This is a genomic window from Paenibacillus campinasensis (assembly GCF_002272015.1).
GTDB classification, from domain to species: Bacteria; Bacillota; Bacilli; order Paenibacillales; family Paenibacillaceae; genus Paenibacillus_AQ; species Paenibacillus_AQ campinasensis.
Genome location: NZ_NPBY01000032.1, coordinates 36,694 through 58,815 on the forward strand (window position 1 = coordinate 36,694; position 22,122 = coordinate 58,815).

General features: G+C 53.0%; 21 protein-coding genes. 3 read left to right on the forward strand and 18 right to left on the reverse strand.

The window, feature by feature from the left end; genetic code table 11:
• Positions 1–3 precede the first annotated feature (3 nt).
• The 10 genes from CHH67_RS10880 to CHH67_RS10925 all read right to left on the reverse strand — a co-directional run bounded on the left by CHH67_RS10880 (position 4) and on the right by CHH67_RS10925 (position 7,906).
• Complete coding sequence (locus tag CHH67_RS10880) at positions 4–789, reverse strand: ABC transporter ATP-binding protein (protein WP_095265202.1); 786 nt, start codon at positions 787–789, stop codon at positions 4–6.
• The gene (locus tag CHH67_RS10885; RefSeq protein WP_244908151.1) at positions 786–1,745 is read right to left on the reverse strand and encodes a FecCD family ABC transporter permease; all 960 of its coding nucleotides are present in this window, start codon (positions 1,743–1,745) and stop codon (positions 786–788) included. The genes CHH67_RS10880 and CHH67_RS10885 overlap by 4 nt, the downstream gene beginning before the upstream one ends.
• Before the next feature lie 19 nt (positions 1,746–1,764).
• Entirely contained in the window at positions 1,765–2,826 is a 1,062-nt protein-coding gene (locus CHH67_RS10890) for an ABC transporter substrate-binding protein (protein WP_095265204.1), read from the reverse strand.
• 98 nt (positions 2,827–2,924) lie between these two features.
• Positions 2,925–3,194 (reverse strand): 30S ribosomal protein S14, encoded by a 270-nt coding sequence (gene rpsN, locus CHH67_RS10895; protein ID WP_095265205.1) that lies wholly within the window; start codon positions 3,192–3,194, stop codon positions 2,925–2,927.
• 31 nt (positions 3,195–3,225) lie between these two features.
• Complete coding sequence (locus CHH67_RS10900) at positions 3,226–4,503, reverse strand: metal ABC transporter substrate-binding protein (protein ID WP_095265206.1); 1,278 nt, start codon at positions 4,501–4,503, stop codon at positions 3,226–3,228.
• Positions 4,490–5,350: a metal ABC transporter permease gene (locus tag CHH67_RS10905; protein WP_095265207.1), complete on the reverse strand. Its 861-nt coding sequence runs from the start codon at positions 5,348–5,350 to the stop codon at positions 4,490–4,492. The genes CHH67_RS10900 and CHH67_RS10905 overlap by 14 nt, the downstream gene beginning before the upstream one ends.
• Entirely contained in the window at positions 5,296–6,003 is a 708-nt protein-coding gene (locus CHH67_RS10910; RefSeq protein WP_095265208.1) for a metal ABC transporter ATP-binding protein, read from the reverse strand. The genes CHH67_RS10905 and CHH67_RS10910 overlap by 55 nt, the downstream gene beginning before the upstream one ends.
• Before the next feature lie 170 nt (positions 6,004–6,173).
• Positions 6,174–6,323, reverse strand: a complete 150-nt coding sequence (gene rpmG / locus CHH67_RS10915) for a 50S ribosomal protein L33 (protein WP_095265209.1) — start codon at positions 6,321–6,323, stop codon at positions 6,174–6,176.
• Positions 6,324–6,595: 272 nt separating this feature from the next.
• Positions 6,596–7,018, reverse strand: a complete 423-nt coding sequence (locus CHH67_RS10920) for a Fur family transcriptional regulator (protein WP_095265210.1) — start codon at positions 7,016–7,018, stop codon at positions 6,596–6,598.
• Positions 7,019–7,345: 327 nt separating this feature from the next.
• Complete coding sequence (locus tag CHH67_RS10925) at positions 7,346–7,906, reverse strand: GNAT family N-acetyltransferase (protein WP_095265211.1); 561 nt, start codon at positions 7,904–7,906, stop codon at positions 7,346–7,348.
• Positions 7,907–8,157: 251 nt separating this feature from the next.
• Here CHH67_RS10925 and CHH67_RS10930 point away from each other — a divergent pair, with 251 nt between their 5' ends.
• Positions 8,158–8,799 carry an HAD family hydrolase gene (locus CHH67_RS10930; RefSeq protein WP_196426430.1) on the forward strand — a complete coding sequence of 214 codons (642 nt, stop codon included), beginning with the start codon at positions 8,158–8,160 and terminating at the stop codon, positions 8,797–8,799.
• 297 nt (positions 8,800–9,096) lie between these two features.
• On the opposite strand, the gene CHH67_RS10935 is transcribed toward CHH67_RS10930, so the two are convergent.
• The 8 genes from CHH67_RS10935 to CHH67_RS10970 all read right to left on the reverse strand — a co-directional run bounded on the left by CHH67_RS10935 (position 9,097) and on the right by CHH67_RS10970 (position 20,069).
• A complete protein-coding gene (locus tag CHH67_RS10935) occupies positions 9,097–10,215 on the reverse strand; it encodes a sugar ABC transporter permease (RefSeq protein ID WP_230875725.1) in 1,119 nt (372 codons plus the stop codon).
• A 119-nt stretch (positions 10,216–10,334) separates the two neighbouring features.
• Positions 10,335–11,855: a sugar ABC transporter ATP-binding protein gene (locus CHH67_RS10940; RefSeq protein ID WP_095265214.1), complete on the reverse strand. Its 1,521-nt coding sequence runs from the start codon at positions 11,853–11,855 to the stop codon at positions 10,335–10,337.
• A 100-nt stretch (positions 11,856–11,955) separates the two neighbouring features.
• Complete coding sequence (locus CHH67_RS10945) at positions 11,956–13,020, reverse strand: sugar ABC transporter substrate-binding protein (protein ID WP_413773613.1); 1,065 nt, start codon at positions 13,018–13,020, stop codon at positions 11,956–11,958.
• A gap of 975 nt (positions 13,021–13,995) precedes the next feature.
• On the reverse strand, positions 13,996–15,114 hold the full coding sequence (locus CHH67_RS10950) for a sugar ABC transporter substrate-binding protein (RefSeq protein WP_244908152.1): 1,119 nt from the start codon (positions 15,112–15,114) through the stop codon (positions 13,996–13,998).
• Positions 15,115–15,152: 38 nt separating this feature from the next.
• Complete coding sequence (locus CHH67_RS10955; RefSeq protein WP_095265216.1) at positions 15,153–16,703, reverse strand: response regulator; 1,551 nt, start codon at positions 16,701–16,703, stop codon at positions 15,153–15,155.
• Positions 16,678–18,144 carry a sensor histidine kinase gene (locus tag CHH67_RS10960; protein WP_230875717.1) on the reverse strand — a complete coding sequence of 489 codons (1,467 nt, stop codon included), beginning with the start codon at positions 18,142–18,144 and terminating at the stop codon, positions 16,678–16,680. The genes CHH67_RS10955 and CHH67_RS10960 overlap by 26 nt, the downstream gene beginning before the upstream one ends.
• Positions 18,141–19,136: a substrate-binding domain-containing protein gene (locus CHH67_RS10965; RefSeq protein WP_244908153.1), complete on the reverse strand. Its 996-nt coding sequence runs from the start codon at positions 19,134–19,136 to the stop codon at positions 18,141–18,143. Before CHH67_RS10965 ends, CHH67_RS10960 begins: the two co-directional genes overlap by 4 nt.
• Positions 19,137–19,253: 117 nt before the next feature.
• A complete protein-coding gene (locus CHH67_RS10970) occupies positions 19,254–20,069 on the reverse strand; it encodes an AraC family transcriptional regulator (protein WP_095265218.1) in 816 nt (271 codons plus the stop codon).
• Positions 20,070–20,216: 147 nt separating this feature from the next.
• On the opposite strand from CHH67_RS10970, the gene CHH67_RS10975 reads away from it, so the two are divergent.
• Both CHH67_RS10975 and CHH67_RS10980 read left to right on the forward strand, forming a co-directional pair.
• Positions 20,217–21,032, forward strand: a complete 816-nt coding sequence (locus CHH67_RS10975) for a phytanoyl-CoA dioxygenase family protein (RefSeq protein WP_095265219.1) — start codon at positions 20,217–20,219, stop codon at positions 21,030–21,032.
• 204 nt (positions 21,033–21,236) lie between these two features.
• Complete coding sequence (locus tag CHH67_RS10980; RefSeq protein WP_095265220.1) at positions 21,237–21,770, forward strand: TetR/AcrR family transcriptional regulator; 534 nt, start codon at positions 21,237–21,239, stop codon at positions 21,768–21,770.
• The last annotated feature ends 352 nt before the right edge of the window (positions 21,771–22,122 follow it).

Below are 22,122 nucleotides of genomic sequence, written 5' to 3' on the forward strand. Positions count from 1 at the left end.
TCCTTATTTCTGTATTAAACCCGTAATCCGGCAGATCGGCTTCCCGTGCTCCGGCGCAGCCTCAATATGTGCCTTCACGCCAAAGACGCGGCCAAGCAGATCTGGTGTCAGCACTTCGGTTGGAGATCCGAAGCCCTCGATCTCTCCTGATCTCATAGCTAGAATATAGTCCGAATAGACTGACGCATGATTCATATCATGCAGCACCATGATCACCGTCATCTTAAATTGTTGATTCAGTTCTCGAACCAATTCTAGAATCTCCAGCTGATGGGCAATATCCAGATACGTGGTCGGCTCATCCAGAAGCAGCAGTTCCGGCTGCTGCGCCAGCGCCATTGCAATCCAGGCCCGCTGTCTCTCTCCGCCTGAGAGCGTGTGCAGCAAACGATCCCCATAAGTGGTTAACCCTGTTGCCTCCAGCGCCCAATCTGCAATCTCCCGATCCTTCGCACTAACGCGGTTCCAATAAGGCTGATGCGGTGTTCTTCCATACCCCACCAACTCCTTGACCGTAACTTCGATCTGCTCTTGGGTTTGAGCCATATATGATAACTGCCTGGCCACTTGCTTACCGCTTAGACTGGACATCGCCTTGCCATCCAGGAGCACCTGACCAGCCGCCGGTTTCAGCTGCCGGGCCAGCGCCTTCAGCAGCGTGCTCTTCCCGCAGCCATTCGGCCCAATGATGCTGTACACCGCCCCCGCCTCAAAGGCGATGTTCAAATGTTGAATAATGATTCTGTCACTATACTTGAGCGATAGACGATCGGTCTCCAAGCGATTCATGCTCTCTTCCTCCTTAACAGATACAGGAAAAAAGGCGCTCCAATCGCCCCCATTATGATTCCAACCGGCAGCTCGATCGGCGAGAACATAATTCTTGCCAGCGTGTCGCAGAACGTCAGCACCGCAGCCCCTAACAGGGCCGAAGATGGGATAAGCATCCGGTAATCAGAGCCGACTAAGAGCTTGGCGATATGTGGAATGACCAGACCGACGAATCCCAGCAAGCCCGCAATGCTGACAGCACTGGCCGCAAGCAGCGTAGCGGTTGCCGTGATCAACAAGCGTGACAGCTCCACCCGGGTCCCCAGATTGCGTGCATTCACATCACCCAGCATCATAATGTTCATTTGCTTGGAGAACATCATCGCCAGACCAAGGCCGATGATCGAATATGGCAGAATGATGGCGAGGTCTGGCCAGCTTTTGGCCGCGAGACCTCCAACCATAAAGATAAGGGCGCCATGTACCCGATCGCTGTAAAAAGTAAGCATTGCCGAGATGCCGGCCCCCAAGAAAGCAGAGACGGCGACGCCCGCCAGAACGATCCTGAGCGGACTGACACCGTCTTTCCAGGCCAGTAAATAGATAATAAAAGCAGCAAGAGTCGCACCAACAAAAGCTGCTGGGGTCAAAAGGTAATCATACTGGGGTACAACGACAAGCAGAAAAATTCCGAATAACCCCGCTCCGCTGGAGACCCCGATAATGTGTGGGTCTGCCAGCGGATTGCGCATGACTCCTTGCAGCAGCGCGCCGGAGACGGCCAGGTTCGCGCCAACAACCATCGCCACCAGTGTCCGCGGCAGACGGATATTCCAGATAATATCCCGATGCATACCAGACAGATCATACTGCAGGATGCTGTTTACGATATCTCGCAGCGGTACCATAACAGCCCCGGTCGAGATGCTGAATAAACATGCTGCCATGGCAGCTGCCGTAAACAGTATCAGCATGGATACACGCCGGATGGACTTATTGAGCATCACCAAAGAGCTCCGGATACACCATGGACGCTAAATACGTCAGAGATTCATCATATTGAAGCCCCGGGTTGGTCAAGAACAGGTCGGACGGAACAAGGATGACACGCTGTTCCCTAACCGCCCTGATGGACGCCCAGGCTGGGTTGCCTTCCAGTTCTTCCTGGATCTTTTGCTCACCAGCAGCCCGCTGCCCATGAATGATGAGAAAGATATAATCGGGGTCCTGCTGGACCAGCGTCTCCATGCTGTATGGTGTCGTTGTCGGACTGTTCGGAGATGGTTCTAGCGTCTCGGCTGCATTGGTCAAGCCGAGCATTTTCGCAATTTCAAGCCCGGTCGTGCCATTCTTCTGAATGGAGATCCCGCCTGGTGTAACATTCAGGTTGATGAAGGTGCGCTTCTCCTTCGGCAATTGAGCCAATACAGCGTCCACCCTCTCGTCCAATGCTTTCAGCTTCTCTGGCAGCTGGTCTTCTGTGCCGGCGATTTTCGCCATCCACTCAGCCTTGGATTTCATGTCCTCATAGCTGGACAGGCTCATCAAAGCGACCGGAATCTCGCTGCTCTCCAGCGCTTGAATCAGATCTTTGTGAAACCGAGTCTGACCGATGACAAGATCCGGCCTTAGCGCCACCACTTGCTCAAGATTGATCTGACTGACTGTACCGACAGAGGTGATCGATTCTGCCTCACCCGGAATGGATACGCCGGTAGCATCCATCCGACCCACTGCCTTGCCGCCAACGGCATATAACAGATCCAAGTACTCGGGTGAGAGGACGACAATACGCTCAGGCTGATGCTGAAGTGTTATGGTGCGGTCTGCCGCATCCTGAAACGTCATGAACGGTCCCTCAGCCGTTGTTGAATCCGATTCGGAGAGCTCCGGAGAAGCTTCATTGTGCGTTTCTGGAGAGCTGTCATTTAATCCCGAAGTGGCTGGGCTTTCACTGCCTCCACATGCCGACATCATGATCGCGAAGCACACGAGAAGTATAATTACGGCTGTGAGGTAAGATTTCTTCTTTTGCTGATGAGTTCGTATAAACATGGACCTGTTCTCCCCCTGAGATGTATGCTTTTAAACCCAAATCACGGATTCTGGCGCACTATAGTGATGTAAAAATTACGATTTAATGCAATGTTTCTTTACCAGCTTGCCTTTTTCACGCCCGGAATGTGCCCTTTATGAGCCAGTTCACGGAACACGATTCGAGACACGCCGAATTTGCTGATGTAACCTCTCGGTCTGCCGCTGACGGCGCATCGATTGTGAAGCCTTGTCGGTGACGAATCCCGGGGAAGCTTTTGCAGGGCGGCATAATCGCCTTGATCGATCAAGGCTCTGCGTTTCGCTGCATACTTAGCTACCAACTGCTGACGTTTCTCCTCTTTCACTACTTTTGATTTTTTGGCCAATGTAGGGTAACAACTCCTTTTCTTATTTTGATTATTCGTTCAAGGCGGTCTTCAGCGCCTCCAGATTCTGACGCATGATGGAAATGTAGTCGAGATTGGCCGCGATGTCCTCTTGCGTCAATCCTTCGATTGGATTGAGCACGGAAGTCGAAGCGCCGATCTCCGCCGCAATCGCTTCTGCCACTTTAGAGGACACAAGCGTTTCGAAGAAAATGGTCTTCACTTCATGTTCCTTCGCAAATTCAATCACGCTCGCCATTTGGGCAGCGGATGGCTCTTGATCGGGAGACAGACCCGCAATCGGAACTTGAGTCAGGCCATACTCTCTCGCTAAATATCCAAATGCGGAATGCTGGGTAATAAAGTCCTTGCGTTTGGAATCCTTCAAGCCATCCCGAAACTCCTGATCCAGTGCCTCCAGCTTGCTGATGTAAGCGTCAGCGTTTGCTTTGAAAGCTTCCTTATGCTCCGGAGCTGCTGCGGACAATCCTGCTTCGATGTTGCGCACCTGCTCGATCGCCAGAACGGGTGAGAGCCATACATGCGGGTCTAATCCACCATGATCATGGTGATGATGTCCGCTCTCTCCGCCATGGTCATGCTCGTCGTGGCTGTCCTCGCCTTCATGCTCATGGTCATGCGCATGCTCGTCATGGCTGTGCTCACCTTCATGATCATGATCATGCGCGTGCTCCTCATGGCTGTGCTCACCCTCATGGTCATGGTCATGCGCATGCTCGTCATGGCTGTGCTCGCCTTCGTGGTCATGATCATGTGCGTGCTCCTCGTGGCTGTGCTCGCCCTCATGGTCATGATCATGTGCGTGCTCCTCATGGCTGTGCTCACCCTCATGATCATGGTCATGACCGTGGTCGTGGGAATGTCCCCCGTCCGGATCTTCAATAATTTCAAGCCCCTTACTTGCCTCAATCACGGTCAGGTCACTGGCGTTGATGCTGCCGAGTACCTGGTCAATCCAGCCTTCCATGCCAGCACCGTTGTATACAAGTACATCTGCTTCTGCAATTCCTGCCATATCCTGAGGAGTCGGCTCCCAATCATGCGGTTCAACGCCCGCTGGAACCAAATTCTCTACCTCTGCCAAATCGCCCGCTACCTGACGGGTGAATTCGTACATCGGGTAGAAGCTTGTTTTAATTTTCAACGGTGAGGATGCGGCTGTAGTCTCTGACGGATGATCGGTAGAAGGATTGTTCCCCTCACTTGCCGATTTACCTGTACCGCAGCCAGCAATCGCCAGCACAGCGGATAAGGATAAAGCGGTGATTGTTCGCTTAAAGCTTTTCATATGCATTGTACCTCCGATATTGATTTAATTTTTGATTGCGATGTTGGATACCAAGCAGTTTCTGGACGATTACTGCTGCAACAAGGAACGCTAATAAAATCAGGGCAATGGTCGCTCCCGGTGGCGTATTTAAATAATAGGAAGCGGTGAGCCCCGAGAAAACACCGCATAGACCAACAGCAACGGCAATCACAGCTGCCGCGAGAAAGCCAGATGCCAGCCGAAGCGCTATGGAGGCGGGCAATACGATCAGCGCCGACACAAGAAGCACCCCCACAATCGGCATGGCAGCCGCTACCGTCATTCCGGTAAAAACAGCAAACATAAATGAGAGCAGCGAGACCGGCGTTCCGGATACGAAAGCCGTCTCCTCATCAAAAGCAAATTGATAGAGCGGTCTACGCAGACCGATGAAAAACAGCACTCCGGCCATAGCGACGATCGCAATCAGCCGAAGCTGGGTATCACTGACGGCAACAATCGAGCCGAAGAGGTAGGCGCTGAAGCTTTTGCTTAGATTAGGGCTAAAGCTCATCAGAACAACCGCAATCGCCAGCCCCGAGGTCAACATAATAGCCACCGGAACCTCGCTATATGTACGGTAAACCCTTCGCAGCTGCTCAATGATCAGTGCCCCCAGAACAGCCACGGCGAACCCGGTTAGAACTGGATTCAGATTCATGAGCGAGCCCAGCGCCACCCCGGCCAGCGACACATGAGAGAGCGTATCCGCCATCAATGCCTGCCGTCTCAGCATCAGGAACAGACCAAGTACAGGACCGATAATGCCGATCAGGCCTCCTGCGATAAAGGCGCGCTGCATGAATTCGTAACCGAGCATTGCCATCCCCCATTCTCCTTTCGCTCCAGGCGGACGATACGATCCACATAGGGATCGATTTCTTCCAAGGAATGGGTGACCATGATCACCGTCTTGCCCTGCTCCCTAACATAACCGCTGAGCAGCCTGTATAGATCCGCACGGCTGGCCGCGTCCAACCCGGTGGTAGGCTCGTCGAGAATAAGCACATGCGGCTCTTGGGCCAGCGCTCTGGCCATGCATATCCGCTGCTTCTGGCCTCCTGACAATTCCCCGATCCTGCGGTTGCGATACTCCCACATGCCGACTTCCTTCAGGCTCCGTTCCACCATTTCATGATCTCTCGCCGTAAACCGTCGAAACCATCCAAGTCGGTTGTAACGTCCTGAACGGACAAGCTCAATGACTTTACTTGGAAATCCTGCATTAAAAGACGCAACCTGCTGCGGTACGTATCCAACCGACAATTTCGTCCCGTCCTCCAGCACACGCGTAAATCGGGCAGTCCCGCGCCATGGCTTGATTAAGCCGAGCATTAATTTGAGCATCGTCGATTTGGCCGCGCCATTGGGACCCGAGATGGCAGTGAATTGACCGGCATAGATATCCAGCGTCAAATTCTCAATGACCGCTTCATCTCCGTAACCAAACACGACGTCCTGCATGGAAGACAAAATCATCCCTCCTCCCCCTTTCGCAAATTTCAAAACAAACCAACGACATCAACATGTAAAAATTACGATCTGAGCTTAATTTTTAAAGCGACTCTTCTCCTCACTCGCCTATCTAATATCTAAGACGAAGCATGAATCGCATGAACGCTCATTTCCCCGCGGCTGATTGCAGCAGCTTACCGGGTTTCACGGTGCAGCGTATATCTTTTTAAGCGAGGACAATATTTGCGCATTTCCAGACGTTCAGGATGCGTTCTCTTATTCTTGGTTGTTGTGTAATTGCGATCCCCAGTTTCGGTGCATGCCAAAGTAACAATCACTCTCATCTCTGTTCCATCTCCTTTTATTCGTAACCATTACGATTAATATCATGTATGAATATAGGCAATAATCGCTAATCTGTCAACAACTGATTTTCTACAACCATTCAAAATTTCAAATATTCTGGATGCAAACCAAGTGTACTTTCCCAAGCAAAGGATACATGGACGCTCTTCTCGATCGGACAAATACAAAACCGCGCACGGTCCCATGCGCGGTTTCCTTTGGTCGTATTTAATTATTAACTTAACCGAGCCCAAGGATTCGGCTGATCATGCTACTGACATTGATCACATAATCCATAAATTTCGAAACGATGATTGGAAATTTTGAAATTCGCAGGCAGGTCAATAGACTGGTCCATCGGGCAGTAATCAAGAGGCAGCGTTTTCTCACAGCTCAGACATATCAAGTGATGATGGTGATGTGTGGAGCAGCAGCCTTTAAATTTCAAGCCGCCATCCAAAAAGTAGTACTGCTCCAGAACCCCCATCTCACTAAGCAGCCGCAAATTCCGATATACGGTATCAAAGCTGACGCTCGGATACTGCTGCTTCATTTTGTCATACACATCTTTTGGGGACAAATACCCTTCATCATCTGTAAAAATCTGGGCCAGCGTTCTCCGCTGGTCGGTGACACGCAGCCCGTTTCTCGACATCGCGTCCGTAATCTGGTGGATTCGTTCGGATTTATTCATCACGTTTAACCCCTTTTCGGTTTCCGTAAGGCATTTCACACCGCTTAAGCAACTCAAATCTGCTTTACTGACAAAAACATTATTTATTATACAATAAACCACATAAGAGTTTAAACTCAAACCGGTGTATGTCCCCTCGTCCTGGCATGGCATGCTTCTGTTCAAGGCAGAAAAAAACAAGCTCATATTCCCCTGGTGATCATTTCTACAAATCGATTGACAGAACAAGAACCTGTCCCGCTTCGGCATACAAAAAAATCCCACCGCATCAACGATTCGGTGAGATTTCCTCAGCAAAGCAGCCCGGCTACGATCCGGTGGATGACTTCACATGGTTTGCTGTCTTGCAACGTACTCATCTCTTAACAGACCATAGTAAATCAGGTCTTCATAATGCTCCCCCTTGCGCGCATGCTGTCTCAGGGTGCCCTCGTACTGCATGCCGATCTTCTCCATGACCCGGCCGGATGCCGGATTTTTGCCAAAATAACGCGCAAAGATCTTATTCAAGTCGAGCTTTTCAAACCCGTATTGGATCATGCCCTTCGCCGCTTCCGTACAATAGCCGTTATTGTTGTACTTTCTGCCGACCCAGTAGGCCAGCTCCCCAAGATTGAAGTTCCGGTGGATGCCGAGGCTGATCGCACCGATAACATATTGTTCTTCCTTATGTACAATCGCCAGCTCAAGGGAGCGCCCGGCGGCAAAGTTGTCCGCATGCGTTCCGATCCATCGTTCAGCCACCCCGTCCCCATAAGGATGAGGAATATACAGTGTCATGTCCGCGATGAACGGATCGCCTGCCAGTTGTTGCACAACCGGGGCGTCCTCCAGCCGGAACGGTCGCAGCAGCAGTCGGTCTAACGGAATGGTTGGCAATGGTCTCATCGTTACTCTCTCCCTTTGTCTGTGTGGTATTCATCCTGATCCGTCTTGCTCACAAGTTTTATCGACCATTATATTCCACAGACCGGGGCTTGGCAATACCAATAACACCATGTGCAAGGGGAAAGGAAAATCGCCCCAGCGCGGATGTCATGATAAACTAGAAGGGAATGGATGCTAACCTGCGATATCGATAAAGGATGACCCTGTATGCAGGTTCGGCAGAACGCACACACAAGAGAGGAGCATGTCGTGTGAAATGTATCATTTTTGATCTCGATGGCACGCTGGGAAATACATTGCCTTTATGCATTGCCGCTTTCAAAGCATCGATAGAGCCGCTTGCAGGCCGGTCGCTCACTGATCAGGAGATTATCGCAACCTTCGGCCCTTCCGAGGAGGGAACTGTGCAAGCCTTGATTCCTGATCACTACGATCAGGGCGTTGAGGATTATCTTAAAGCTTATCGCGAGCTGCATCACATGTGCCCGGCTCCCTTTCCGGGCATCGCCGCATTGCTGGATCAGGCGCAAGCGACTCAGGTTGCCCTCGCGCTCGTTACGGGCAAAGGCGCCCGCAGCACCGAAATTACACTGGATCTCTTCGGCATACGCTCGTATTTTCGCGTGATCGAAACCGGTTCTCCGCAGGGACCGCGAAAAGTGGAGGGAATCCAGCATGTGCTGCAGCAGCTTGATGTGAAACCCGAAGATGCGCTCTATGTAGGCGATACCCCAAGCGACATCGAGTCGTCCAGAACTGCCGGTATTCCGGTAGCGGCCGCTGCCTGGGCTGACACCTCCGATGCGGAGCTGCTGCGGTCGTATCACCCGGATCAGCTGTTCACGACAATTGACGATTTCAAGCAGTACATCGAAACCTGGGCTCGCGCTTAGCATAGCGTACAGGCTTCAGTTCAATAGCTGCCGTCATATGCTGTTCGCAACATAAGATTATTACCTAAATCCGTTAGTTAAGACCCTCCATCTGCGATAAATTGATCTACCCTTCCCGCGCATGCACAGCCCCAAACATCCGCACATGCCCATCCGATGATTTCTAATCATCGATATGCCAGGGGAAGGCAGATCATGAAGACGAATTACGCTGCATGCCAAAAAGCGCTGCACGGCAAGCCTCGGCTTGCCATACAGCGCCTGTCCCCAATTCCATATCGTGCTACAATCATGCCATCAGGCTCTCTTCTTCCTCGTCATCACGTCAAAAATGACTGCCGCCGCGAGCACCCCGCCCCGGATCATATATTGATACGATACGCCGACCCCCAGCAGGTTCATCCCGCTCGTCAGCGAGGCCATCACAATCGCCCCGATAATAGCGCCGGTCACTTTACCTACGCCACCTGCAGAGGATACGCCGCCAACATAAGCGGCCGCAATCGCATCAAGCTCAAACAATGTGCCTGCCGTCGTTGTAGCCGACTGCAGCCGGGCGGTGAACAGGATACCGGAAAGCGCGGACAGCATGCCCATTGATCCGAAGACGATGTACGTGATCTTCTTGACGTTGATCCCGCTCAGATGCGCAGCCTCTGGATTGCTTCCAACGGCGTAGATATGACGTCCGAGCACCGTTTTGGTCGTAAGGAAATGATAGATCAGAACGACCAGCAGCATAATCACTACCGTCCAGGAGAAGCCGTTGTATCCAGCCAGAATCCACGTAATATAACCGATGATCGCGGAGATAAAGATAAGCTTCAAGGCGAATATCGGCCCCGAGATTACCTCGAACTGGTACTTGATTTTGTTGCGGCGGTTGGCCATTTCACTCAGCACATACAGTACAATGCACAGTAACCCGAGTATCAAGGACAGAATATGAAGGCCGTTCACCTCGAACAGATCCGGAATAAAGCCGTTGCCAATCGCGTTGAACCGTTCATCGCTCACAATAATGGTTCCCGTCTTCTCCGTCATTTGCAGCAGCGCTCCCCGGAAGACGAGCATGCCTGCCAAAGTGGCCACAAATGAAGGGATGCCGATTTTCGCGACAAGCACACCGTTGATCAGGCCAAGACCCATCCCCAGCACAAGAATGACCGGAATCGTGATATAGACCGGAACGCCGACCTGCGTCAGCATAATGGCTGCGATCGCCCCGAGAAATCCGGCGGCAAAGCCAACGGATAAGTCAATTTGCCGGATGACAATAACGAGGGTCATCCCGACGGCCAGCACCGCGATATACCCTGTTGCATCCAGCAGGTTACTGATATTGCGGGAGGACATGAACAGCCCATCTGTCAAAATGCTGAAGGTGAGCAAAATGACAAACAAAGCGATGTACATGCCGTATTCCCGTATGTTCTCCTTGATTAGAGTCCGGGCTTCCTGTAGAAGGCCCTGCCCCTCCTGCCGCGCTGACGCATTGCGCTTAGGTGCTTGATTCAGTTCCATAGGTACTCCTCCTATTGTGTAGCCAGCTGCATAATATTTTCCTGATTCGCCTGATCGGCCGGCAGCTCTCCCTTGATCTTGCCGCCCGCCATTACATAGATGCGGTCGCTCATTCCAAGCACTTCACCAAGCTCAGACGAAATCATAATGATGCTCATTCCCCGAGCAATCAGCTCGTTCATGATCGAGTAGATTTCGAATTTGGCGCCGACATCAATGCCTCTTGTCGGTTCGTCCAATATGAGCAGCTTCGGTTCCGTGAACAGCCATTTGCCAATGGATACCTTCTGCTGGTTCCCTCCGCTCAGCTTGCCGACCAGCTGCTCCACCGAGGGGGCCTTGATCACCATCGATTGCTTGTATTCCAGGGCCTGCTTTACTTCTTCATTGTGGTTGATCAGACCCTTGCTGGAGATGGCACGTAGATGCGCGGCCGTAATATTGGACTTGATATCCTGTGCCAGAAACAGCCCATTCCCTTTCCGGTCCTCGGTCACATAGGCCATGCCGGATCGGATGGCGTCGCTGGTGTGGCTGAATTTCACGGCCTTTCCTTCCAGCCGCATCTCTCCTTGCAGCCTGTATTCCTTCGGATTGCCGAACAGGCTCAAGGCCAGCTCCGTCCGGCCTGAGCCCATTAAGCCGGCGATGCCCACAATCTCGCCTTTGCGCACCTGAAGACGCACGTCTTTGGCGACATGGCGACCAAGTCTGGAGTCATAGGCGCTCCAGTCAACCAGCTCCAGCACACGCTCCCCGAAGCTGCTGGAAGCTCTTTTCGGATAAATATCGCTCAGCTCCCGGCCCACCATATGCTTGATGATTGCATTCTCCGTAATCTCGCCTTTGGCTGCGTCCAGCGTGCAGATCGTCCGCCCGTCGCGAAGCACCGTAGCCGAATCAGCAATCGAAATGACTTCCTTCAGCTTGTGCGAGATCATGATGCAGGTGATTCCTTGATCCTTCAGCTCGCGCAGCAGCTGCAGCAAATTCTCACTGTCATCCTCGTTCAGCGCCGCCGTCGGTTCATCCAGAATGAGCAGCTTTACATCCTTGCTGAGCGCCTTCGCAATCTCCACCAGCTGCTGTTTGCCGACACCCAGATCCTTGACGAGCGTCTCCGGATTGACATCGAGCTTCACCTTCCGCAGCATCTCCTTGGATTTCACAATCGTCTGGTTCCAGTCGACCAGCTTGCCCCGCTTCACTTCATTGCCGGCAAAAATATTCTCATACACGCTCAGATCGGGAAACAGCGCCAGCTCCTGATAGATGATGACAATGCCTGCATTGACACTGTCCTTGATCGTCCGGAACCGCTGCGTCTGCCCTTCAAATACGATCTCGCCTTCATACGTGCCGTGCGGATAGACACCGCTGAGCACTTTCATCAGCGTTGATTTGCCTGCGCCGTTCTCACCGACAAGGCAATGAATCTCGCCCTTTTTCACTTTGAAATTGACATCAGACAAGGCCTTGACCCCGATAAACTCCTTGCTGATTCTCTTCATCTCCAATATGGTCTCGCCCATCGTATAGCCTCCTTCATCCGGGCAGCTGTCTGAGGGATGACGCCGCAAGCAGGGATAGCCTCGACTATCCCTGCCCTTCACAAGCGTCTCCTTACTCAAGTTACAAGCCGGTGAATTCGCTTGCCTCGTAGTAGCCGGAATCAATCATCTCTTGCTGAACGTTGTCTTTGTGTACAACGATGACGTCAGTTTGCTTCGCTTTGACTTCGATTTTGCCATTGTTATAGGATCCGGTTGTTTCCGGGGTCTTGCCCTCCAGAATCGCCACCGCCATGTCCATCGCATCCTTGACGAGAACACGCACGTCCTTGAATACCGTCATCGACTGTTTGCCGTCAATGATGTACTGTATCGTTGCTATTTCCGCATCCTGACCGGTAATGACATAGTTCGTGACCGCGCTGTCGGAGGCGAATACGTCCGCAATGGCGCGGGCCGTGCCGTCATTCGGCGCCAGTACAGCTACATCGCCCTTCAGATCAGCTCCGGCTGCTGTCAGATGCGTCTGCGCTTTGTTCTTTGCTTCGTTCGGATCCCAGTTCGTCGTAACCTGGCCGATAATTTTGCTCTGCTGATCCCGGGACAACTCGGCGGTATCCTGTACCGCTACGGCTTCGCTGGAGTTGGCAATCTTGAAGGTGCCGTCAGCGATCTTCGGCTGCAGCACAGACCAAGCGCCTTTAAAGAACAGGAACGCGTTGTTGTCAGCCGCTGAGCCAGCATACAGATACAGCGGCACGCCGCTGCCGGAGGCGTTGTCTACCAGGAACTGCGCCTGTGCGGCACCGACAGCCTCACTGTCGAAGGTGACGTAGTAATCCACCGCATCGGTATTGGTGATCAGGCGGTCATAAGCGATGACCGTAATGCCTTCCTTCTTGGCCGCCTCCACGGCAGCCGCCGCCGCATCGCCGTCCTGCGGACAGATGATCAGCACCTGGATGCCTTTGTTGATCAGTGTTTCGACGTTTTCTTTTTCCTTCGCGGACGAGCCTTGGCTGAACAAAATTTCCGTGGTGTACTCCGTGCCCGACAGCGCCTCCTTGAACCGCTGTTCATCCTGAATCCACCGCGTCTCATCCTTGGTCGGGAGAACGATTCCCACCGAAATTTTCCCGCTTCCGCTCTGGCTGCATGCAGCCGTGAACATCACGGCCATGACCATGATCAGCATCATTGCAATCGGTTTCATAAGTTTTGTCATTGCCGAACCCCTCTTTCGTTATGGATAATCTAAAAGACACGTTAACTATAGCACCGGGTTTTCGCCGTTATCGTCATGATCACTAGTCTTCTTTTTAGATCATCTTGACTTTTTTGACGACAGTGCCGTGTGCGCGGGTCCGAAACGATAAGACAAACGCCCCGGTCACTCCTGCTCAGGCAGAAAGGATCGGGGCGTGGATTTGCCCATTGGGCGACACGATGGCTCGGTGGTACGACGGCTGATGGCTTCATGATGACTCGTTGGTGATACGACGGCTGATGGAATCATGATGGCTCGTTGGTGGTACGGTGGCTGATGGAATCATAATGGCTCGTTGGTGGTACGGTGGCTTCATGATGGCTTTGTACGATTTGTCGTACAAAGACTATGCTAAGCCCAGTGGTTACAAGTGAATTGTACGATTTATCACACAAAATTCCTCGTCCACTCATGCAAACCTCTGATTTTGTATGGAAAATCGTACAAAACCGACCATTTTGTCGAATAAAAGTGTGATTTGTACGACGAATCATACAAAACACTCATACAAATCATCTTATGCTGTTCATACAACCTCGCGGCGGACGATGCCACCCGAACAGTTATAACTTCTGGCGTATAATATTATCTCCTTAGAAAAAGGCCCCCGGTCACTCTCGAAGGAAAGAAACGCCTGACGTGGAAGCTTTAATGCATCAATCTTACCAGGCCAAATTACGAATCCCCTTACTAGTTACCTTACTAGTTACCTTGCTAATTCCCTTACTAGTTCCGTCCCCTTTGCAGTCCCCATGTTCGTCCTCCAATAGGGGAGTAGGCGTCAGAGGAGAATCCGACAATGTCAAAAAGCCCGGGCTTCGCCGGGCATCCTGTAGTCATCCGATGCGGTTATGTCACAGTCCAGCGCTTCGCTCGCTGAATTCGCTGCCCTTTCTAACGCTTTGCGGCTGAATAGACCTCCTCCCTGCTGTGGAAACCGTCGGCAATAATCGTCTCATCGATCGTTTCCCGATTCACCGCAATCGGCGTCAGCAGCAGGGACGGAACTTCCAGCTTGCCGTTGCTCATCGTCCGGTGGATTTCCACCGGCTCGTCCTTCGCCAGCTTCACCGCCATTTCGGCCGCTGTCTGCGCCATCGACTGAATCGGCTTGTACACGGTCATCGTTTGCGTTCCCTCGACAATGCGGATCGCCGCCGTCAAGTCGGCATCCTGGCCGGCGACCGGCACTTTCCCGGCGAGCCCCCTCGCCTCAAGCTCCTTGATCACCTCGTTCGCCGTAGCATCATTGGCCGCAATCACCGCGTCTATGTCATTGCCGTTGACATCGAGGGCGGTCTTAATGTTCTCTCTCGCAATGTCTGTCTTCCAGTTATGCGTCCACTCATCATAGACGACCGTAATGTCACCGCGATCGATCAGCGGCTGCAGCACGTGGAATACGCCCTTCTTCAACAGATGCGCATTGTTGTCCGTCTCGGCACCGCCGATGTAGACATATTTCCCGCGTGGAACCAGCTCCGTAATGGCCTGGGCCTGCAGTTCACCCACGCGCTCATTATCAAACGAGATGTACAAATCGACGCTGGCATTGCGGATGAGCCGGTCATAGGCGAGCACCTTAATGCCTGCCGCATGAGCCCGGTGGACAATTGCAGCCATCGCATCGGCATTATGGGGAACAACCACGAGCACATCCACTCCCCGGCTGATCAGCGTTTCCGCTTGCACAAGCTGAAGGGCGTCGTCTCCGTTCGCCGCCATCACCTCGACCTCGGCACCAAGCTTTTCGGCCTCCGCCCGGAATAAATCCCGATCCTTTAACCATCGCTCCTCCAGCAGCGTGTCCATGGAAAAGCCGATCTTCAGCCTCTCACTCCCCGCCGCAGCCTGAACGGTCCCCGGACCGGACATGCCGCTCTCCACTGGCTCATCCGGGGCGAACAGCCCGGACTTTACCGGCAGGTGGAAGGTGGTCAGCACGCAGACCACAAGCAGCCACAGGCCTGGTCGCCAAGGCATTCGCCTGGCCGCATCGAGATATCGTTTCAACTGTCGTCCCTCCTTGGACCGGATCTTTGATCAAATCTTTAGTTCTTCGCACCAGAATGTCTCTGAAGCAGCTGCTTTCTATATTCGGTAGGCGACACTCCGCATGTTTTTCTGAACACTTTGCTGAAATAATTCGGATCGTGATAACCGACCTCATATGTAATTTCCTTGAGACTTCGATTCGGGTCGCGCATCAGCTGCTTCGCTTTCTCAATCCGGCATTCCGTCAGGAAATCAATATAGTTCATTCCCGTCTGATCCTTGAACCATTTGCTGATGTAATATGGATTGAGTCCTGCCCATTCGGCGATCACTTCCAGTGATATATCCGCATGGGCGTGTTCTTCGATAAACTGCTTGATGCGATAGATCAACTCCGGCGATGTCTGCTGACAATAATCCTCGTAGTGCTGCTGCATCGTCTGAACCATGCGTATCGTCTCCGCCCTGAACTGGCGGTAATCCCTCGCCTGGAACGTATACATCGGCTTCTCCGCTGCCATGCCCATCTCGGTCAAGAGCCTAGAAGCGATCCACAGCATTTCCAGCATGCGCTGCTGGGCCTGGATAACATGCACCTGCTCATGCTCCAGCCGCTCGATGACATCCATCATGCTCCGCAGCACGCTCTCCCATCGGCCCAGCCGGACATCTTCGAGATACGCCCGCTCCTGCTGCCGGTCCATCCAGTCTCTGACGGTGCCCTGGACAGGCATATCCTCATAGAACCGGTATTTCACCGGAGCCGACATATCCATCGTGGCCATCATCGCTTCCTGGTACGATTGCCGGATATCATGCAGCGAGCCGTACACATTGCCAATGCCTACAAACCATCCTTCCCGATTTCCGTTGCCTGCTGCTGCCATAATCGCCTGGGCCAGCGCCACCGCCTGGTTCCGATACGACCGGTCTCGTTCGCGGAACACAATCACCGGAATCTGCAGCCCGCACATCGCTCCGATCCAGCATATTCCCTCCTGCCTGATCCTGTCCTTGACAGCAGCATACAGATGCTCGGCCTGTTCAGGCAGCGTGACCTTCATCGCATACATCTCCTCGTTCGCACTTCGTCCCAGGAGCGTCAGAAGCTCTTCCAGATGCACATCATGCACATGATCGAACAGGAGCTGGGTCACGACATCGGTCTCAACAAGCGGCAGCGCCTTGTTCAGTACGGCCTGTTGACGGATTAGCAGTTCGCGCGTTTGCCGCTCTGCGCCGATCTGCTCCAGCACTCGGGTGACCGAAGCGACGATCTCCCGCGCTTTGCTTGGCTTAAGCAGATAATCCTTGACACCAAGCTTGATCGCTTGCCGCGCATAGTCGAACGTATCAAATGCGGTCACCATCATGAACCGGGTTTCGGGACGTAGTTCCGAAATGTGTCGAATCGCTTCCAGCCCGTTCATGCCCGGCATTTTAATGTCCATCAGGATTAAATCCGGCTCGAAGGTTCGAGCCATTTCTACCGCTGCCTTGCCGTTGGCGGCTTCCTCAATGGCGATCTCAGCAATGCCATGCTGCAAAATGGCATGCAGCCCCTCACGCTCAATCCGCTCATCATCCACAATCAGAACTTTGTACATGCTCCTCATTTCCCCTTTTTGGCAGTGTTAAGATGATGGTTGTACCCGCGCCCTGCGCACTCTTAATGTGAATGACATCCGCTCCCTGATAGAAAAGCTTCAGCCGCTGAACGACGTTGCTAAATCCGATGCCGGTGGAATGCCCGCCGCTGCCGGTGTCCACTCCAGCAACAATCGATCTGATCTTGGCTTCCGGAATGCCCGGGCCGTCATCTTCAATGACAACCCGGACATGCTCCGCTTCGTCCTTGACAATAAACCGTATGATGCCCCCTTCCTCCCTCGGCTCAACCGCATGAATGACAGCGTTTTCAATGAGGGGCTGCAGCGTAAGTCCCGGCAGCTGGATGTACAGGCAGCGTTCATCGATATCCGCCTGAAACTGAAGACGTTCGGCAAATCGGGCAGTCTGGATCTCGATGTATTGATGCAGCACACGCACTTCGTCATAGAGCGTAACCGACCGGTTCAGCCGTTTCAGATTGTAGCGCAGCAGCTCCGCGACATTAACGAGCAGATCGCTCGTTTCCTCAGAGCCTTCCAGATAGGCTTTTTTGGAGATGGTGTCCAGTGTATTAAACAGAAAATGCGGATTGATCTGGCTCTGCAAGCTGCGGAGCTGGCTTTCTTGTAGCAGCAGCCGACTTTGCTGGAGCTCCTTTTCGAGCTGCGCCTTTTCTTGAATCTCCATGATGAGGTTGTTGATGTTCACGCGCATGCGCTCGAACATTTTGGCCAGGAAAGAGATTTCGTCATTCGAATTCACCTCGATTCTCAAATCGAATCTTCCCCGGGAAATTTCCTTGGCCGCACGGCTAAGCGACAGCAGCGGTCTTGTAATGCTGTGGGAGAACCAATAGGTGAACACCGCAAGCAAAAATGTGATGAGCAGCAGCAGCCAGACACCCAGCTGTTTCAAGGCTTCGGTCCGTTCGATAATCCCCCGGTAAAAAGGATTGTAGGTGTTCAGTTCCTTGTCGATCAGCGTCAGGGTCATCTCGGAAATGTACAGGGACAGGCGGGTCGCCTCGGCAAAAGTGGTGCTTGTCGCCTCCGGATCATTCTCCGATCTTAGCAGCAGTGTTCGATCCGTCGTCTCAACGAGACTGTCCATTAGATGGACGACACTGCTCAGTTCAGCGTCATTATCCGTATTGCGCAGCCGATACATCTCATACTTCGACTGGCGGATATGGTCGATCGCTTCCTGGAGCAGTGCCCGCTGCTCCTGAGCTGGCGTCACCAGGTAATTGTTCAAGGCGGCAACCAGCTCCTTGCTGGCTATGCTGGCGTCATTCATCTGAATATACCGCTGTAGGATATTGTTATACTGATCTTGCGTTTGCTGATTATAGTACGTTAGCGCCGCCCAGATGGAAGCCATAATGACCAGGACGACGGCAGCGAGAAGCCATATTTTATGCTGAATGCTCATCTTCATGGCAGTTCCTCCGCCTTCACCATCCGGATGTTCGTATAATAGCCGCTCATGTCCAGCGGCCCGGCCTCACTCTTCAGCCATTTCACCATCAAATCCACGCTGATTCTCCCCATCTCTTCCGGAGACTGGAGGATCATGCCCTCCAGCTTGCCTGCCTTGAGCAGCTCCATCGTCTCGGGGCTGTCATCAAAAGAGTAGATGCGAAACGGACTTTGCTGATAGCGCTTTCCAATCTCCCGGACAAGCGTCTCGGTAATGTTGGAATTTACGGCAATTAGCGCATCCGCTTCAGGGTAGCGATTCATGACATCCCTCGCGGCGCTGACGACTCTTTCCCGCTCGTCGGGCGCTTCGGCAAACACAGTGTGAATATCCGGATAATGCTGCAATATGTCGTGAATGCCCGCAAGACGCAGATCCTGATCGTACCGCTGCCGGCTGCCGCCGATCAGAATGACCGTGCCAGCCTGTCCCATATCCGAGAGCAGTTCCCTGGCAACCAATCTTCCCGCTTCCTTATGATCGGAGCCGACATAGGTTCTTCTCAGGCTGTCCTGCATCGGCACATCGCTTGCCACCGTGATGACCGGGATGCCATGCCGTCCGGCCTGGATCTTCGTCAGCTCGTTGAATTCCTCGGTATCCAGCCCTTGCACGATAATGCCGTCCACCTTCGAGGCAATCGCAATCTCCATCTTCTTCAGAAAATCATCCTCATTGCTGCCGTAGCTCCCCCAAATCTGGAGGCTGATCCCCTGCTTCTCCGCTTCTGCAAGCGCGGAATCACCGACCAGATCCCAGAATGGCGTATCCATCTCCTGTGTAATAAGCACAAGCCGGTACGGTACCTCCTGCTCCTGCAATGCCGCCGGCATCGGACTTCCGGCACGGTACAGCTTCACGATTGACGCAGAAGTAAAGTAACATAGCATCAGCGTCATCGCAATGATGGTTATGATGGCCGTTTTGCGCAATTGATGTTGGCCCCCCAAAATGTTCATTTTCAGATCAATATGCATTTTTTTACAAGTATAATATTAAATCCCGGATTAATAAAGACAGCCTGTTCTGTCAGATAAGTTGTTCGGTTCCCCTTCTGGCGGCTGGATTCACCCTTGCTGCTGCGCAGACTTCATCTGTTTGTATGTTCTCGGGCTGACCCCCATCTGCTTGCGAAATAATGCGGCAAAATGATTGTAGCTGTTGAACCCGACATCCTGAGCGGCCTCCGTCGCTGTCCGGTCCATATGCTCCATGAAGCGGGCAGCCTGCTGGATGCGCAGCCGGTTCGCATGCTCCACAATCCCCTCACCTACCTGTTCCTTGAACAGATGGGCCAGCCGCGATACGGACAGCCCTGCTGCCTTCGCCAGATGATCCACCCGGATCTCCTGCTTCGATTGCGACAACATTCCAAGCACGAGCGTGATTCGAGGGTCGCGCTTGCTCGAAAGCTGCCGGGCCAGCAAGAGCAATAACTCCCGGATGGAATTCTCGCTCAGCGCATGCCAGTAATCCGAACGTTCGCCCGCATGGTAGAAAATATGATGAAACGCGGCGAGCACCCGCTCCCTTCCATACCCCTCGGGGATGCTTGCGCTCAGCAGCTCTTCCTGGGGAAGGTAGCTGATTTCGGGTAGTTTAGGGAAATGCACCCACAGAAACGACCAGCCCTGCTCTCCGTCCATCGTCCCGTATTGATGGGGAACGTCTTCCCGCAGCAATATCAGCTCATGGGCCTCCGCAACCCGCGTGCCGGCTGGCGTCTTGAAGTATCCTCTCCCCTGCAATGTATAAGCAAGCAGCAAATCCCCCCTGCCCTGCGGCCGGATCACCCCATAGGAAGAGTCAGCGCTGATATGTCCGCTAATAATGTCTCGGTAATCGGCAGCCTCATATAGATCCACCGGCAGTTTCGCATCCATCTCCAAGCCTCCTGTTCAGTTGAAAATAGCAGAATCCATGTCGTTTTCAGCAGGAATGTGACTTCTCATTTATTATGAATCCCGGTAAGCTGTTGTCAACCCGAATATCCATTGGGCAACATTCTAATGTTAAGGGAGCTGATCAAGATGAAATCCACACCGGAGCTGAAGCGACTGACGAAGGAGCAGCTGGAGCATTTCCTGACCGAGGGGTATGTCATTGTGAAGGGCTTGATGACCGAAGCGGAGCTTCAAGAAATCGACGCTGCTTTTGAAGCGATCAGCCATCAGACGATTCCCGGACATTTCGAGCCTGATCGGTCCGCTGCTGTGGAGGATCCGCTGAAGCGCTATCCCCGGGTGATGCATCCGCATCGTTTCAACGACACCGCCAAGCGGTTCATGCTTCATACGCCGATCATGGCGGTGTTGGAGGATCTGTACGGCGAGGAGGCGCTGGCCGCCCAAAGCATGTTCTATTACAAGCCGCCGGGGGCGCGGGGGCAAGCCCTGCATCAGGACAATTTCTATCTACAGGTAGAGCCTGGCAACTGCATTGCCGCCTGGACCGCTATTGATCCTGCGACGCAGGAGAACGGCGGATTGCTGGTCGTCCCGAAAACGAGTGCGCACGATATCGAGTGCCCGGAGCTGGCGGATGCAAGTGAGTCGTTCACGACTCATTACGTCAAGCCGCCCAAGGATTCAAGCCCGATACCCGCAATCATGGATCGCGGAGATGTCCTGTTCTTCAACGGGAACCTTATCCACGGCTCGTACCGGAATAAGACAAAGGACCAGTTTCGCCGCGCCTTCATCTGCCATTACGCCAATGCTTCGGCCATGCGCATTAACGCCCACTATCGTCCGCTGTTCCGTGCTGACGGCACCGCAGTCGATCTTGAGGTCAATCCGGACGGCGGGCCGTGCGGGGTAGAATTCCAGCAGGTCTACCCTCATTAAACGGTGAGAGGCAAGTGCGAAAGATGCCAAGGCCAGCCATAGGTCCCGGTCTACCTCAGGATCGCAGTCTGGCCAATTGGCATCTCTGTTTATGTATATGTATACCGGAAAACCGGCTTAATTCAAACTTAATCGATCGGTTTTGTAAAATTAATATTGACGACTGCACCGACCGGACCGTATAGTAAAGCTGGAGGTGGTGCCATGAATCGAAATTCGAGGCGAGACGCGATACTGAAAGTGGCCTGCAGACTGGTCCGAACGATGGGCGCCTCTCACCTAACACTTGATGCTGTGGCCAGAGAAGCTGGCATCAGCAAAGGCGGGCTGCTCTACCATTACCCGACCAAGGACGCGTTGATCCAGGCCGCGCTGAACGATTTTTTGGACCGATTCGATTCGGAGACCGATGCCGAAGCTTCAAGCGGCGAAGCCCCCATGGGCTGGGCGCAAGCTTATCTGATTCAGACCTTCGAGATCAGCAAGGAGGATCTGGAGATGAGTTTTGGCATACTGGCTGCCGCAGCCAGCAACCCTGACCTGCTTGAACCGATGCGCCAGCGCTACCTCAAGTGGCAGAGCCGCATGACCACCGAATGCAGCGATCAAGTGGAAGCTACGGTAGCGAGACTCGCGGCGGACGGCCTGTTCTTCTGCGAGCTGTTCGGCTTTGCTCCGCTCGAAGACCAGCTCCGGGCTGACGTCCTTTCGAATCTGTTAATCCGGGTGGATAAGTAACCGCCACCTGCATGACAAGTAATGAACATTGGTGCAGCATAACAGCACCCCCAACAATTACAGGAACGGATCCTTTCATCGTTCCCCTCAACCTGACGACAGGAGAGACAATCGGAAGCTATTGGCTGATGTATAAGCCGAGCTGCGATCGGAAGCTCTCTTTTTTTGTTGTCTTCTCCCGGAGTGTCCCTTCACTCGTCAGCTCTGACATTGCTACCACTCGCCTCTTCATCAGCCTGTTCGTTTCCTTATTTATGAAACATGAAAAAAGAAGGATGTGAAGTGTGTATCGATGCCGCACCCTAACGCCCAACCCGCCGAACCGGTCCGCACGGATCTGAGAAACGGGTTG